Genomic DNA, 15,277 nt, shown 5'->3' on the forward strand with positions numbered 1-15,277 from the left:
GTCAGAAGTCCTTCGTCTTCTGACGATCTGGCAGGCGCTCAGGCGGCCCGGGAGGGCGGTAAGGAGAACCCCGGTTCGGGGCTTGAGCGGCTCATCGGCCCTGCTCGTACTCCTTGAACTTGCTGATCATGCCGTGGGCCGTGTTGTCGTCGGAGTCGAGCTTGTGGACCTCGGCACCTCCGAAAGTGGCGGCCTCGGCGCTGCGAGGGAACATGGCCTGCTCATACTCGGTGAGCGCGGCCTCGATGTCGTCGGGGTGCGCGGCGAGGGCCTTGCCGAGTTCGGCGCCGTCGAGCATGGCCAGGTTGGCGCCTTCGCCGTTAGGGGCCGTGAGGTGGGCGGCGTCGCCGAGCAGGGTCACCCCCGGCACCCGGTCCCACCGGAGCCCGGTCGGCATGGCGTAGTGGGGGCGCAGGACCGGCGCGGTGTCGCCGTCGGTGATCAGCGCGGTGAGCTCCGGCGCCCAGCCGTCGAACTCCGCCGCGATCCGCGCGGTCGCCGCGGCGGCATCGGTGAAGTCGATGGCCGCGAACCAGTCCAGCGGCCTGGACAGCGCCACGTAGGTGTGCAGGGTGTCGCCGCTCTCCCGGTGGGCGAAGATCTCCTTGCCCGGCGAGGGCGCCATCATCGACCCGCCGCCGACCGCTTTCGCGGCGGCCGGGTGCCGGGTGTCGGCGCCGAACAGGTAGGTCTCGACGAACGACGTGCCGGCGTACTCGGGTATGGCGTCGGAGAGCAGCGGCCGCACCCGTGACCACGCGCCGTCCGCGCCGACCAGCAGGCCGCTGACGACGGTGGTGCCGTCGGCGAACGTCACCTCGTGGCGACCCTCGCAGAGGGCACGGGTGCTGCCGGCCTTGTGCCCCCACCGGACGGTGCCGGCCGGGAGGGAGTTGAGCAGGATCTGTCGCAGGTCAGCGCGCTGCACCTCGGGGCGTCCGCCCGTGCCGTCGTCAGCTTCGTCGAGCAGGACGGTCCCGTCCCGGTCGAGGACCCGCATCGCCTGGCGGCCCTCCAGGACGATGGCCTGGAACTCGTCCATCAGGCCGGCCGCCTTGAGGGCGAGCTGCCCGTTGTAGTCGTGGATGTCGAGCATCCCGCCCTGCATACGGGCCGAAGGGGAGGACTCGGCCTCGTAGACCGTGACCGGGATGCCGTGGACGTACAGGACGCGGGCCAGCGTGAGTCCGCCGAGTCCGGCGCCGATGATGGTGACAGGGGTATGCATGGTGGCTCCTTCGGGATCGGGGCCGCCCGGTGAGCTTCGGCCGGCCGTCTGAAAAGAAGGTTCCAGACCCCGCCGACGCGCCACCGACATCCGACCGACAGCCCCGACAGGTGACCGACACCGCACATCAGTCCCGACTGCTACCCGGAACCGGGCTTAGCTCGGCGTCCAGGTCCATCGTGCTCATGCTCGCGTCCTCGCCTCGCCCCACCTCCGCCACGAAGTCGAGACCGCGATGGCCGACTACCGCCGGGAAAAATGGCCAACCGTCCCTGAGCGCGGTCCTTTCGTCAGCGTCCTTCTTGCCGCCTCTGGCCATCTATCGCTGCGAGTCACAGCCGACGATTCGACTCATCTGGCGCTCATCTTCTCGGCCACTCCCTTGGGAGCATGTGCGTTTCGATGCGGATCGGCGGGAGGCGTGGATGGGGCTTGACGAACTGCGGCAGCAGGCGAGGCGATTACATGATCTGTACGACTGGCTTGGTCCGCTTTGACGGACATCTGAGATCAGGGGTTCTGCCCCGGAAGGATGTCCATCATGGAGAGCATGGGGACGAAGAAGCCTCGGCCTTGCCGTTCGCTCACGCCGGAGTTCAAAGCTGAGATCGTCGAGCTGTGCGGGCGCGATGACCGCCCGGTCGGCCAGGTGGCCAAGGACTTCGACCTGACCGAGACCGCGGTGCGGCTGTGGGTCAGCCAGGCCGAGGTCGACGGGGGCGAGCGATACGGCCTGACCGGCAGTGAACGCGAAGAGCTGGCCGCGTTGCGGCGGGAGAATCGCCGGCTGCGCGAAGACGTGGAGGTCCTCAAGCGGGCCCCGGCTCACTTCGCGTCAATGTCAAAGTAGGGGACACCGGCACCCGGGTGGTGCCAGAGCGGCAGGACCGGCGGGGTTGGCTCTCTTTTTCTCTGCCCCGCGTGGTGGCTTGTCCTTGATGTGCCGCCCCGCCGGCCCTGGCGTCCCCGTGGAGTGGCTTGATGGGAGCATGCTCTCAGCCCGTTGGAAGGGCAGCGACAGAGCACGCGGTGTAGCAAGCCCGCTCGGCCCTCTGGTACGTCGCCTGTGAGCCGGGAAGTTGACTACGGGCTGTGGGCTTTGCTTGTCTCTCGATCGCCCTGCGTCGAGCCCCCGTCTGCTGCCTCAACCAGCACGGTCATCAGGTCCAGTTCCGGTGCTGGTTCGGTGCTGACTTCGAGGCCATCGACGAGAGATCCCAGGCGAGCTCGCCCCGTCCAGGTATTCCGGATCCCGGACAAGGCGGGCGCTTGCAGAGCCGGATCCGGCGCTCGCCGTTCCAGGCCCATCACCATGCAGGCCTACCGCGGGCGGGTCGTGGTTGATCGCCCGTTCGACGGCGTTCCAAGGGTGGCAGCAATTTAGCCCACCGGCGGGATGCGACCGTGCCGATCAGCGGTCCACGCGGTCTCCCGTGCTTCCATCGCGCCAGGAGGGATATGACATGACCAGCGAGCAACAGCAGGACATCCGCTCCCGACTCACGACGTCCCGGCGCCGTGTGCTGGCCGCGACGGCCCTTGCGCCCGTACTCACCGGTGTGCCGGCCGGGGCCCGCGCGCTGTCCGCCGGATCGGACGGCCGGGCCCTTGTCGAACCGGTGATGACCAAGCTGGCGGACTGGGCGGACGTGAGCGAGGCTCTCGGTCGACCCGGTGACATGAAGCGGTTCATGTATCACACGGGCTTGCCGCGCCGGGACCTGACGGTGTTCTCCCGAGGCATCCGGATCAACCCCGCGCTCGCCCTGGGCACGCACGTGTCCTTCGTCCGGTATACAGACCACAGCACGCTCTTGATGGGCGATGCCGTGGTCACCGAGCGCGAACTGCAGCACTTCAGTGACGTCCTGCAGAAACACGGGATCATGCAGACCGCCATCCACAAGCACCTGCTCGCCCACGAGCCTGATGTCTGGTGGGTTCATCTGCACGCCCACGGCCACGATCCGGTCACCGTCGCCCGCGGTCTGCGTGCCGCAATCGACTGCACGGGCACCCCGCCCGCAGAGCCCACCGCCTCCTCGCCGCCCGTCGACCTGGACACCGCCGCGATCGACGCCGCCATGGGCGTCAAGGGCTTCGCCGACGGCGAGATCTACAAGTGCACCTATGTCCGCCGCGAGACCGTCGCCGACGGCCTGCTGATCCTGCCTCCGGGCCTGGGCGCCACCACCTCCGTCAACTTCCAGCCGCTCGGCGGCGGAAGGGCCGCCCTCAGCGGTGACCTGGTCATGATCGCCAAGGAGGTTCAGCCCGTCCTCGTGGCTCTGCGGCGTGGTGGCGTCGAACTCGTCGAGGTGCACCACCACAACCTCACTGACGAACCCCGTCTGTTCTTCGTTCACTACTGGGCCGTCGGCGATGCCGTCACGCTCGCCAAGGACATTCGTCGGGCCGTGGACGCCACCAATGTAGTACCCATGTCCGGAGCAGGGGGTTGACGACCGCGGGCAACGAGACAGTCTTCTGCCCGTTCGACTTCAGCGAAGCCCTGGAGTTCGCCCCTGCGCTCGCGGGCCGAATGCACCGCGTTCCCCTCCGCACGCGTCCGGTTTCCCTACGGTGATGCGCACGTCTGGCTGGTCACCTGCTTCGACTCCGTCAATCAGGTGACACCGACCACCGACTCAGCCAGGCCGCCATCATCGGCCATGACTACCCCCGGCTGACGCCGGAGCACATCGTCGCGCCGGGATCGGTCAACGTGATGGGCCCGCCGCACAGCAGCCGCGTCCGCCGGCCGGCCTCGCAGGCCTTCACTCGGCAGTAGTTGTACAGGATGCGCAGCCCGATTACCGGCTCGCGGACGTGCTGCTGGACGAGACGGAGGAGAAGGGCCCGTTGGCGGACCTGGTTCAGCGCCTTTCCGACCTGCTTCCCCTGCACACCGTCCTGGATCTCCTCGGCGTCGAACGGAAGGTGTGGTCCAAGATGCCTGCCCGTGCGCCAGTTGCTCGTCGAGCAGCGCCGGAGCTCACCCGGCAAGGATCCCATCAGCGCGACGGTTGCGGCGCGGGACTGCGAGGATCAGCTTGACGACGAGGAACTGGCGGTCATGATGCTCACACTCAGCGGCCAGGACACGCGGAGTGAGGATGTCCGGCGTCGGACGCGGGGCTGCGGACAGTTGCTGGACCTGGTCTGAGGGCACGGAACCAGCACCGTCGACTTCCGGTGCTGGTTCCGTGCTGACTTGGAGGCCGCCACCGAGGCAGAACCGCAGGTCCTAGCCCTGATCGAATGAGTTGTCGCACCACTCGATGGTGGTGCCGATGAGGCTGGCGGCGACGATGCGGGGGAGCCTGGCGGAAGGTGGGCGAGCGGTGGTCGGGGAGGCCATGTGCGCCACTTCCTCGTGTGCGGTGAGGGCGGGTACTTGTCGGCACACCGTAGAAACATGCAGGTCAGGCGCACATGTGTGAGGCAATGCAGTGCGGGGTCGCCTATGAGTGCGGCCACCATGCCCGGTCACCGAGGGTGGCTGGGCCGTTTGAATCAGTCAGAACGAGCGCCGTTCGAGAGGGGTATTTGGGGGTGACGGTGTGGTGCTTACTCCCGTGCTGATTTGGTGCCGGCTGTGCTCGCGAGCGACTGCCAGCGCGCAATGCCCTGCCCGATCGGGCGCAAAACGGGCATGGGGCTTCATCGACGCGCATCCTGGATGTGTGTCCCAGCGGGGCCAGAAGCTCTGTCCGTAACCAGCACGAGGGAGCCAGCCGTGGCAGGCATACCCCCGGATGTCTGGAAGATGGAACTCGATCGCTCACACGACCCACGGCGTGAACCTGGGCCGATCAATCTGCAGCGGTACGCCTTCGTCCCCACCTATGCCGGCATCGCCACGTTCTTCGGGGTGCCGCTGTGCCTCAACCAGGACGACCTGCGCGCCGGCCAGGTCGACGTGGCAGTCCTCGGGGCGCCGGTGGACATGGGCCTGGGGCACCGAGGGGCGGCCTACGGGCCACGTGCACTGCGGGGCGACGAACGGATCCTGCCCAACACGCCGAAGACGCTGGTCAACCCCAGCACCCGCATCCGGCCGTTCGACGAGCTCACGGTGGCCGACTATGGAGATGCCGCGGTCGACCCCTTCAGCATCGACAACTCCATGGAACCGATCCGTGCGCTGGTCCGCGAGATCGCCGAGACCGGCGCGATCCCGGTCGTGCTCGGCGGGGACCACTCGATCCTCTGGCCGGACGCTGCGGCCCTGGCCGATGTGTACGGGCCCGGCAAGGTAGGAGTCGTCCACTTCGACGCACACCCGGACTGCCACAGCGACATGTTCGGCCACCTGATCACGCATGCCACCCCCATTCGTCGGTTGATCGAGGACGAGCACGTACCGGGGCGCAACTTCCTCCAGGTCGGCCTGCGCAGCGCGATGGCACCGGATGACGAGCTGTTCGGCTGGATGCGCGAGCACGGGATGCGCACGCACTTCATGGCCGAGATCGACCGCCGCGGATTCGATGTCGTCCTGCAGCAGGCCATCGCCGAGGCGCTGGACGGTCCGGAGTACCTGTACCTGTCGCTGGACATCGACGTGCTGGACCCGGCCTTCGCCCCGGGCACCGGCGCCCCCGAGCCGCCGGGTCTGACCAACCGGGAGCTGCTGCCGGCCATCCGCCGGATCTGCCACGAGACGCCCGTGGTGGGCATGGAGGTCGTCGAGGTCGTCCCGGATCTAGATCCCGGTTACACCACAACGATGAACGCTCGCCGAGCCATCTTCGAGGCGCTGACCGGTATGGCCATGCGCCGCAAGGGGCTGCCCGGGCCCTCCTATCTGGACCCGGCCGTCTCCGGACCGCCATCAGGGCAGGACGCGTAGCGCCGCCTGCGGGAACGGTGAGCCGAAGAAAGCCGAGGGGACCCGTCCCGCCGACCCTGACCTCATTCGATGCCAAAGTACGTCTTGATTCCGCCGAGCATGAGCTGGATCCCGACCGTGGCGACGAAGAGGCCGCCCCTTCACCGACCCCAACGGTTACGTCATCGGCGTCACCCAGAAGCGGAACCGGTGACCCTCATTGCGAAGAACACGGGCAAGGCTGCGGCGGGCACGGTGAAGTGGCGGCCTTCTGGAGGCATGACGGAAAGGCGCTCGACTGCCGCGCCGCCTGTGGCGACTCACCCAGATCGCTCGCTGACGGCTGCCGATCGCTCTGCTGGTTGACTCAGGCGCTCGGGCCCCTTGCCGACTGGCAGTTCGCCAGTGCTGCGGGTTGCGGCGGAGCGGGGTCGGCGGCCACCGGGTCCGGGGCCGGCGAAGTCGATCACGGTCCCTCGTAGAAGGGGTGCCCCTTGGCTCCGGCCCCGGCGGTGCACTTCTTCACATCCCCGGTCTCGTCTGACCACCAGGACCGCTTGGTCGTCTGCCAGATGCTCCAGGACGTAATCACGCAGGTCGTCGCGGACCTGATCGGCGTCCCGCTGGGCCCGCCCGAGCAGGTGCTGCATTCCGTCCGGGGTGGCTTTCCCGGCCCGCTCGGTGATGGTGTTCGGCAGTCCTGCGCGGCACCAGGTCCTGCGGAGCGGTGAGGACATAGGGGAAACGTCGCGCGGGCCGCAGACGCCCGGCTGTCGGAGCACGCCTGTGATGTTTGTACGGCCTACTGCGCCCATGCGCCCTGCCGAGGTCCGCGACGGCAATGGAGACTGAACTCCATGGCGTCTTCTCCTGAATTCACCCTGCCTCCCTTCTACTGCCCGCTGCCGGCGGCGTGCAGCCCGCTCACCGAAGTCGCGGGCGCTCACGCCCTGGAATGGATGGCCTCTCACGGGCTTTGTGGCGCCCCTGAAACACGCGACCGGATTCACGACGCCCAGGTTCACCGGCTGTTGGGCCTGATGGTTCCTCAGGTGGAAAACGAAGAGGTTTTTCTTACGCTGACCTGCTTTGCCAACCTGGTGCTGCTCGCGGAGGACCTGCTCTTCGACACTTCGCACCCGGCGAGTGGGCTGTCCGGGATCATCGAACAGGCGGGTAGGGTCATGCGGGTGATGGAATCGCCCGGCTTCCGGGCGAGCGCCGCGGACGACCCCTACACCCTGGCCCTCGTCGATGTGATGCGCCGGATGAGGGCCGAGAGTTCACCGGCCAGAGTCGGCAGGCTGATCCATGAGATGAGGCGTTGTTTCGCGGGCGCCATCCGTGGCATCAACGCCCTTCAACGTCCGGGAGGACTCACCGAGGACCAGTACCTGTCCATCCGCCTCGACGATGTGGCGGGCCATCTCACCGTCGTGATCATCGAAATGTGTGGCGCAGAGCCGCTTGCCGACGATGCCTGGCAGTCACCGGCGGTGCTGGCTTGCCTCGAGAGCGCCGCGATGGTCGGCGCTCTCGACAACGACCTGTTCTCCTATCGCAAGGAATCCGTTCATGACCTGAACCTGATCAATGTTGTGCAGGAGACACGCGGTCTGTCCCTCCAACGGGCCGTCGACGAAACGATGGTGGTGCGCGACCGCGTCATGCAGTTGTTCTTGCGGCTCAGGGAAGATCTGTTGGTATCCGCTCCGCGGCCGCTGCGCTACCTGCTGGTCCAATTGGGTCAGGCTCTGAGCGGCCACGTGGAATGGGGGCTGACGGCTCCGCGTCATGCAGCGGCGCACGCGGTCGCGGCGTCTGCGGATGAAGCCTTTGCGTCGGCCACTTGCTGGACTGATTCTCCGTCGAGTACCGACACCCGTCCTCTTCGCTACCCCAGCATCTCCTGGTGGTGGGACCAGATCGGACGGACTCATGGGGAGTCCGCGCCGAGAACCAACGAATAGAGCTTTCCCTCCACACCGCCGGACAGGTCGATGGAGACGACCTTTTCCTCGGTGTACTCGTCCAGGGCGTGATCACCGCTCTCGCGGCCGATCCCGCTCTGCTTGCAGCCGCCCAGGGGAAAGTGCGGCGGGAGCGCGTACCAGTCGTTGATCCACACGGCCCCGGCTTCCAGGCGTGCGGCGATGTCGAGGGCCGCTTGGTTGTCGCGGCTCCATACGCCTGCCGCCAGGCCGTATTCCGTGCCGTTGGCGATCTCGACGGCCTCCTCAACCGTGCGGTACCGCAGGACAGCCAGGACCGGACCGAAGACCTCCTCGCGGGCGATCCTCATGTCGGGTGTGACGTCGGTGATGATGGTCGGCTCCACCCAGTGCCCGCGGGTGAACCGTGCCCCGGACGGGATGCCGCCGCCGCAGACGATTCGGGCGCCTTGATCACGGGCTTCCGATACGCAGGCGAGGACGTGGTCTCGTTTCTCCCGCGAGATGAGCGGCCCGATATCGGTCAGGGGGTCCAGCGGGTCGGAGATCCTGAGCGTCTCGGCCCGGGCGATCAGCCGCTCCACGAACGCGTCGTGCAGGGTGTCCGGCAGAAGCAGCCGGCTCCCGGCCGCGCAGATCTGTCCCGAGTAGGCCATGCAGGCGAACAGGGCGCCGTCCACAGCCGTCTTCACGTCGGCATCCGCGAGGACGATATTGGCCGACTTCCCTCCGAGCTCGAGGGTGAGGTGCCTGAAGTCGCCCGAGGCGCGGCGCAGCACGTCGTGGCCGACCCGGGTCGAGCCGGTGAAACTGATCTTGCGGACGTGCGGGTGTTCGACGAGCCGCCCCCCGACCTCGGGGCCGTCGCCGGTGACGAGGTTGAGGACGCCCGGTGGGAGGCCTGCCGCTTCGAACTCGCGGACGATCTCCACCACGGTGAGCGGGGCACGCTCGTCGGGTTTGATCACGACGGTGTTGCCGGCGGCCAGCGCCGGGGCGATCTTCCAGGCAGCGTGCACGAGGGGAAAGTTCCACGGCACGATGGCGGCGCAGACACCGATGGGCTCACGGCGGACCAGCGCGGCCGCCAGGACGGGCGCGAGCATTTCACTCGGCCGCTCGAAGGCGTATCTCTGCGCCCTTTCGGCCTGGTAGCGGAGGTGGGCGAGGGAGGTCCCGATGTGCAGTGCCTCGGCGAGGCGTACCGGCGCGCCGTTCTCGTTGACCTGCAGGTGGACCAATTCGTTCGAGCGCTGCGCCAGGCGGTCGGCGGCCCGGCGCAGGACGGCCGCCCGCTCGGATGGAGGTGTGTCACGCCACGTCCCCTCCTCGAACGCCGCTTTCGCGGCGGCGACCGCCTGGTCCGCGTGTTCAGTGCTGCCCTTGGCGAGGGTCGCCACGAGTTCGCCGGTTGCCGGGTTACGGATTTCGTAGTGGGCGGTGCTGTCGATCCATTTGCCGTCGATGTGCATCAGGGCGTGGGGGACTGCTTGCATGGGGGAGCCCCTCCTGTCGGGGTCGGGGTCGGGGTCGGAGGCGGAATCGGGAAGCGGCCCGTGGCGTCAGTCGAAGACGAGCACGGGCTTGACGACTGTGCCGGTGCGGCCTGCCTCCACGGCGTCCTCGATGCGGTGGAAGGGATACCGCCGGACGAGCCGGTCGAAGGGGAAGCGCCCCTGCTGCCACAGATCGATGAGGCGCGGGACAAGGGTGCGTGGGTCCGCGTCCCCCTCGATCACCCCGGTCAGGGTCCGGCCCATCAGGAGGTGGCCCTGGTCGATGGTGACGTTGTTCTCCATGGACTGCAGGCCGAGCGTTGCGCAGACCCCGGGGGTTCGCAGTGCTTGCAGCGCCTGCCGGACGACCGTGCCGGAGCCGACCGTGTCGACGGTGAAGTCCGCTCCCGCACCGGTGATTTCGGCCAGGGTCCAGTCGAAGTCGTCCGTCGCGTCGGGGTCGAGGGTGTGGGTGCAGCCCAGGCCATCGGCGATGCGGCGGCGCAGTGGGTTGGGGTCGATGCCGATGAGCGGATGGCATCCGGCCACCGCGGCGGCCATCACGGTGCTCAGTCCGACCGTACCGAGACCGAATACCGCGATGCTCTGTCCGGGCCGTGGCCGCAGCACCTGGAAGACGGTGCCTGCTCCGGTCAGCAGGCCGCAGCCGAGGGGGCCGAGGATGTCCAGGGACAGGCCGTCCGGGAGGGACGGGATCTTGACGGCGTTGCGGGCGCTCGCGACGGCGTGCGTGGCGAAGGACGACTGGCCGAACCAACTGCCGTGTACAGGATGGCCCTGCCGACTCATCGTCGTCGTGCCGTCCGGTCGCGTTCCGCTGTAGTTCAGGGCCGCGGACAGGACGCAGTAGGCGGGATGGCCCGCCGTACACTGCGGGCAGGTCCGGCAGGCGTCGAAGCTCAGGACCACCTGGTCCCCGATGGCCAGGGAGCTCACGCTCGGGCCCACCGCGGTGACAGTCCCGGCGCCTTCGTGCCCGAGGACGAAGGGCGTGGGCAGCGGCACCGTGCCGGCCGCTGCCGTCCAGTCGGTATGGCAGACGCCCACCCCGGCCATCCGGACCAGGACCTCGTCCGCGGCCGGCCGGCTGAGTTCCACGGGTTCGAGGGAGAACCGGCTGCCCGGCGCATGCTGGAGCGCCACGGTCGCCTTCATGGTCCGCTCTTCCGATCCTTGGCGGCGATCATCTCCTGGTAGAGCGGGAAGACCGGTTTGGCCAGCGGCAGGAGGCTGAGGAGCTTGCTCACGGGCCCGCGGGCACGTACCTCCCCCGTGGCGAGGCCGACCGCCGCGTTGTACTCGCCGCGCCAGAAGCGGTCGCCGTGGTCCGCGGACATGGCGAGCCGTACGTCCGGGCGTACGTCCGTCGCGCCTTCGATGACCTCGATCCCCTCGGGCCGCATCCGGACCGTCAAGATTGCGGCCGGCCGTGTGTAGTCGATCCGGAAGGTGAGGCCGGAGGCCCGCAGCCGGGGCCCTACGTCCGGGTGGGCGTCCGCCACACGGAAGACCCCGCCCAGGTATTGGTAGACCTCGCTCGCATCGTCGAAGTACGGCTTCACTGACACCTCCTGAGGTACCGCTCGAATGCCTCCCCGGCGTCGGGCACGAGCGGCCAGCCGGCCGCAGCGCTGCGGAACTCGGAAAGGGTGAGCCAGCCGGACCAGGCGATCTCGCGCACGTCCGGCATGACGACGTCGGTCAATACCGCCTCATGGATCCCGAACCAGTACGGGCCGAGGGCTCCGGGGCAGATGAATTTGAACAGGTGCCGTACCTCCGCGTGGACGCCGAGTTCTTCGCGCAGCTCACGGCCCGCGGCCTGCTCGTAGCTCTCTCCCGGCCGGACCGCGCCGGCGATGATCGGGGCGTACTTGCCGGCGAACCAGGGCACGTCCATCGACCGTCGGTTGACCAGCACGCGCCCCTCGGTGTCCCGGCACACCACGCCGGCCACGCGGTGCAGCCAGCCCTCGCGCACTGCGTCGTCGCGCTGCACGATCCGCAGGACACGGTCGTGGGCATCGACGTGCTCCACCTCCTCGCCCGGGTCCGCCACCGGTGGAGCTACCAACTCCTGACTCCAGGCACGGCAAGGTCCGTCAGGTTCCTCAGGGCGTCCTTGGCTGCGGGGTGGAAGGGCGCCTGGTCAAGGATGGCGAGAGCTTCCTGGCGGCGTTCCACCACCATCTGCCGGACCATGCCCGGCGCTCCGGTCGCAGCGATCACATCACGTGCCTCCGCCAGGCCCTCCGGCCCCAGGGCCGGGTCCCCGACGAGCCTGCGCAAGCGTTCCGCCTGTTCGGGCCGGGCATGCTCCATCGCCAGTGCCAGCACCACGGTGCGTTTGCCCTCACGAAGGTCGCTGCCGTCGGTGCCCGGCTTGTCATCGTCCACGACCACGTCCTCCAGATCGTCGTACATCTGGAAGGCCTCTCCCAGCGGCCGGGCGTAGGCGGCACACGCCTCAAGGACGTTGCGGCCCCCGCCCGCCAGCGCGGCACCGATCTGCATGGGGCGCTCCACGGTGTACTTCGTGGTCTTGTAGTGGATCACCCGCAGCGCGTCCTCCACGCTGCCGCAGCCGTCTCCCGAGGCGAGCAGGTCGAGGTATTGCCCGATGACCAGTTCGCCACGCATACGGTCCACGATCTCCCGGGCCACCGCCTGTCCCGGCCCGTCGCCCAGGTCACCCAGGAGTTCGGCGGACCACACCTCACACAGGTCGCCCAGCAGGACGGCCGCGCTCTCCCCGAACCACGCGGCACGCGTGTGGGAACGGCGCGCTGCGAACGTGTGGTGCGCGGTGGGGCGGTTGTGCCGGCTGTCGGATCTGTCGATCAGATCGTCGTGCACGAGAGCGAACGTGTGGAACAGCTCCAGCCCCGCGGCCGCCCGCATCGCCTCGTCGCTCAGTGGAGCGTTGACGACCGCGCACCAGCCCAGACAGCAGTACAACGGCCGGACTCGCTTGCCACGCCCGTCCAGGAAATGCCGCAGCACATCGAGCAGGGTGTCGATGACCGGGCCGTCGGGACCGTGCGCCTTGTCGGCGAGGAAGCCGAAAAGGGCGGTTTCCACCGCGCGCCGGGTCTCGAGGACGTCGAACTGCCGTGAAGGCGTGGTCGGTGCAGTCATGTCACTCCGCTGATCGAGACCGGGCAGGATCGAGTGAGAAAGCGACCACGGCCCGGGGAGCCCTGCAGCCGGGGTGATCCGTCCTATGGCATGCGGCGACAGGCCGCATCACAAACGAAAAGGCCGAACAAACAGATAATCAACCGAAGTGCGCCGGCGTGAGGATGCGGCTCGCAATCAAGACGCCCTTCACCGCGCGCCCCCTTGACGGAGGCGATGAAACGCGGTTGCGCTCACTCCGCCCGTTGACGAGGACGAACAGTGCGCCGGGGGTGTTGCCGGTAGCAGTGTGCACGTCGGCACGCGCGGGGTGGACACCTCCACGCGCGGGGTCGGCTGACGTGTCGTCCATGGCCTGGTGGGAAGGTCGAGACAGCGGATGCGTCCCTGGAAGCGGGCCACTGCCGCCCAGATCCGCAGGGGAGGCGTTCGGGTGGAGGTCAAGGATGTGCTTCATTCCTACGGTCGGCGTGTGGTCCTGCGAGGTGTCGACATGCGACTGCGGGACGGAGTACTCACCGGAGTCGTCGGGGAAAACGGAGCAGGCAAGTCCACCCTGCTGAAGATCCTCGCCGGTGAGCTGCGCCCCAGACATGGCACGGTCCGCCACAGCGGTCGTTTCGGCTACTGCCCGCAGCACGCCGTGCTCAATGACGCCCTGACCATCCGCCAACACCTCAGATTCTTCCAGTCGGCCTTCCGTCTTTCCGACGTGCGCTACGCGGAGGAGCTCATGGACCTCCTGGGACTGACTTCGTACGCCGACGAACGAGCCGGGGTGCTCAGCGGCGGGACCCGGCAGAAACTGAACCTGACACTGGCCCTCATGCACGCTCCGAAGGTGCTGTTGCTGGACGAGCCGTACCAGGGCTTCGACTGGGACACATACCAGCGGTTCTGGGACCTCGCCGGCCGGCTGCGCGATTCCGGACGTTCCGTTCTGATCGTCTCGCATCTGGCCTACGACACCGAGCGCCTGGATGAGCTGTGGAGTCTGGAGGGCGGGGTGCTGCGTCAGCAGGGTGCGGGTGCGGGGTGAGGAATCACCTGGTCCTGTTCGCCACCGCCACTCGGTACGCCCTGATCGAGCATGCCCGTAACCGGTTCGCCATGGTGCTGGTCGCCCTGTTCCTCCCCACCTGGACCACCCTGACCTACCTGGCGATGCCCGACACCCCGGCACAGGTGCGCCTACGGGCCACCGGCCAGTGGCTGACCCCCCGGGGCGACGAGCTCACCGGAATCAGCGGCGCCCTCAACGCGGTTACCCTGATCACCGGATTCCTGATGTTCGCCGCGACGTTCGCCGGCACCGGCTTCGACCGGCGTCTTGCCTTGGCCGGCTACCCCCGTACCCACCTCGTCCTCGCCAAGGTCTCCGCCCTCGCCCTCGCCTCCTCAGCGACAGCCGCCTACGCCACCGCGGTCACCTGCCTGACCTGGACGCCCGAACAGCCCCTCCTGCTCGCCACCGCATTGTTCTGTGCCGCCATGACCTACGGCGTCCTGGGCGTCGCACTCGGATCCGTGATACACCGCGAGGTCGAGGGCATGTTCGCCATCGTGATGACCAGCATCATCGACCTCGCGCTGCAAAACCCCATTATGAGCTCCGGAGCCAACACCCCGGTGGCGCGCTACCTGCCCTCCTACGGAGCCATGCAAGCCAGCACCGCGGCCGGATTCTCCACCTCTGTCCCGTCCCAGGACCTGGCCATCCAGCTTGCGTGGTTCACCGGGGCCGCCCTCGTCTGCCTGCTCGCCTTCCAACGCCGCACGCGCAACGCCCTGCCCGAAAAGCAGTGACGCCGCTTCAGGACTGCCGCCTGTCCATGGTGACGGTCCGCCATGGCGTGGGTGGGTGTTCGGTGTTCCACCGGCCGTCCAGCCCGGCAGCTGGGTGGTGAAGTCCTCGAAACGGACAGCGTCTTCGGGCGCATCACCCGCCGCCACGGCGCCGAAGCCATCGCCGTGTACGCCACCGAGGAACTGACGGCCGAGCACGCGGCCGTCATGGACCGCGCCCGCAGTACCAGGACGCGCACGTCGTATGCCTCGCCGAACTCGCCCTGCGCGCCGCCAACTGGGCCGGCAAGGTCCGCGCCGACGCACACGTCCACACCGGCTACCGCCTGTCACCCGTGAGGGTGACCGCCGCTGCAAGCTCAGTCCGTCCCAGCGCGCGATAGTGGCACTGGTGTACCTGCGCGAGCACACCACCCTGGCGAAGGTCGCTGCCGGGTTCGGGATCAGCGAGCCACCGCCCACGCCTACATCAGCGCGGTCATCGACCTCCTCGCCGACCGTGCACCGGGCCTGCTGAAGGTCCTACGCGAGCAGGAGCCGGACTTCGTCCTCCTGGACGGCACGCTCGCCGAGTGCGACCGGGTCGACGGGCCGACTACTCCCACAAGCACCGCCGGCACGGGGTGAACGTGCAGGTAGTCACCGATCCGGACGGCCGGCTGCTGTGGCTCTCGCCCGCGCTGCCGGGCCGCTCCCACGACCTGACCGCCGCCCGCACCCACCGGATCATCCGCATCTGCGAGCGCCAGGGCGTCCCTATCCTGGCCGATCTCGCCTACCAGGGCGGTGGCCCCTGGCTGAC

The 15,277-nt window shown here is 68.3% G+C and carries 14 protein-coding genes and 2 pseudogenes; 8 read left to right on the top strand and 8 right to left on the bottom strand.

What is annotated here, in order from left to right:
• Positions 1-91: 91 nt before the first annotated feature.
• Entirely contained in the window at positions 92-1,228 is a 1,137-nt protein-coding gene (locus tag ABZ471_RS43765; protein ID WP_359074740.1) for an NAD(P)/FAD-dependent oxidoreductase, read from the bottom strand.
• Between the two features lie 550 nt (positions 1,229-1,778).
• Between ABZ471_RS43765 and ABZ471_RS43770 the strand changes: the two genes are divergently transcribed.
• Together ABZ471_RS43770 and ABZ471_RS43775 are read left to right on the top strand one after the other, a co-directional pair.
• Complete coding sequence (locus tag ABZ471_RS43770) at positions 1,779-2,078, top strand: transposase (protein ID WP_359074741.1); 300 nt, start codon at positions 1,779-1,781, stop codon at positions 2,076-2,078.
• Between the two features lie 613 nt (positions 2,079-2,691).
• Complete coding sequence (locus ABZ471_RS43775; protein WP_359074742.1) at positions 2,692-3,690, top strand: DUF1259 domain-containing protein; 999 nt, start codon at positions 2,692-2,694, stop codon at positions 3,688-3,690.
• Between the two features lie 214 nt (positions 3,691-3,904).
• On the opposite strand, the gene ABZ471_RS43780 is transcribed toward ABZ471_RS43775, so the two are convergent.
• Positions 3,905-4,135, bottom strand: coding sequence for a hypothetical protein (locus ABZ471_RS43780; RefSeq protein ID WP_359074743.1), 231 nt, complete (start codon positions 4,133-4,135; stop codon positions 3,905-3,907).
• Between the two features lie 55 nt (positions 4,136-4,190).
• Here ABZ471_RS43780 and ABZ471_RS43785 point away from each other — a divergent pair, with 55 nt between their 5' ends.
• Together ABZ471_RS43785 and ABZ471_RS43790 are read left to right on the top strand one after the other, a co-directional pair.
• Positions 4,191-4,394 (top strand): hypothetical protein, encoded by a 204-nt coding sequence (locus ABZ471_RS43785; RefSeq protein WP_359074744.1) that lies wholly within the window; start codon positions 4,191-4,193, stop codon positions 4,392-4,394.
• A 573-nt stretch (positions 4,395-4,967) separates the two neighbouring features.
• A complete protein-coding gene (locus ABZ471_RS43790) occupies positions 4,968-6,083 on the top strand; it encodes an agmatinase family protein (RefSeq protein ID WP_359074745.1) in 1,116 nt (371 codons plus the stop codon).
• Positions 6,084-6,573: 490 nt separating this feature from the next.
• Here the strand turns inward: ABZ471_RS43790 and ABZ471_RS43795 are convergent.
• Positions 6,574-6,751: pseudogene (locus ABZ471_RS43795) on the bottom strand (transposase); the annotation flags it as partial.
• A 168-nt stretch (positions 6,752-6,919) separates the two neighbouring features.
• Here ABZ471_RS43795 and ABZ471_RS43800 point away from each other — a divergent pair.
• Entirely contained in the window at positions 6,920-8,032 is a 1,113-nt protein-coding gene (locus ABZ471_RS43800) for a hypothetical protein (protein WP_359074746.1), read from the top strand.
• Here ABZ471_RS43800 and ABZ471_RS43805 read toward each other — a convergent pair.
• The 5 genes from ABZ471_RS43805 to ABZ471_RS43825 form a co-directional block, all read right to left on the bottom strand.
• Complete coding sequence (locus ABZ471_RS43805) at positions 7,999-9,510, bottom strand: aldehyde dehydrogenase family protein (RefSeq protein ID WP_359074747.1); 1,512 nt, start codon at positions 9,508-9,510, stop codon at positions 7,999-8,001. The genes ABZ471_RS43800 and ABZ471_RS43805 overlap by 34 nt on opposite strands.
• Positions 9,511-9,576: 66 nt before the next feature.
• Positions 9,577-10,686: an NAD(P)-dependent alcohol dehydrogenase gene (locus ABZ471_RS43810; RefSeq protein WP_359074748.1), complete on the bottom strand. Its 1,110-nt coding sequence runs from the start codon at positions 10,684-10,686 to the stop codon at positions 9,577-9,579.
• A complete protein-coding gene (locus ABZ471_RS43815; RefSeq protein ID WP_359074749.1) occupies positions 10,683-11,093 on the bottom strand; it encodes a hypothetical protein in 411 nt (136 codons plus the stop codon). Before ABZ471_RS43815 ends, ABZ471_RS43810 begins: the two co-directional genes overlap by 4 nt.
• A complete protein-coding gene (locus ABZ471_RS43820; protein ID WP_359074750.1) occupies positions 11,090-11,605 on the bottom strand; it encodes an NUDIX domain-containing protein in 516 nt (171 codons plus the stop codon). The genes ABZ471_RS43815 and ABZ471_RS43820 overlap by 4 nt, the downstream gene beginning before the upstream one ends.
• A complete protein-coding gene (locus ABZ471_RS43825; RefSeq protein ID WP_359074751.1) occupies positions 11,599-12,669 on the bottom strand; it encodes a polyprenyl synthetase family protein in 1,071 nt (356 codons plus the stop codon). The genes ABZ471_RS43820 and ABZ471_RS43825 overlap by 7 nt, the downstream gene beginning before the upstream one ends.
• Before the next feature lie 433 nt (positions 12,670-13,102).
• Here ABZ471_RS43825 and ABZ471_RS43830 point away from each other — a divergent pair, with 433 nt between their 5' ends.
• The 3 genes and pseudogenes from ABZ471_RS43830 to ABZ471_RS43840 all read left to right on the top strand — a co-directional run.
• Positions 13,103-13,708, top strand: coding sequence for an ABC transporter ATP-binding protein (locus ABZ471_RS43830; RefSeq protein WP_359074752.1), 606 nt, complete (start codon positions 13,103-13,105; stop codon positions 13,706-13,708).
• On the top strand, positions 13,705-14,475 hold the full coding sequence (locus tag ABZ471_RS43835) for an ABC transporter permease (RefSeq protein ID WP_359074753.1): 771 nt from the start codon (positions 13,705-13,707) through the stop codon (positions 14,473-14,475). The genes ABZ471_RS43830 and ABZ471_RS43835 overlap by 4 nt, the downstream gene beginning before the upstream one ends.
• A 277-nt stretch (positions 14,476-14,752) precedes the next feature.
• A pseudogene (locus ABZ471_RS43840) lies at positions 14,753-15,277 on the top strand (transposase family protein); the annotation flags it as partial.

It is taken from the genome of Streptomyces sp. NPDC005728 (assembly GCF_040630895.1).
Taxonomy (GTDB): domain Bacteria; phylum Actinomycetota; class Actinomycetes; order Streptomycetales; family Streptomycetaceae; genus Streptomyces.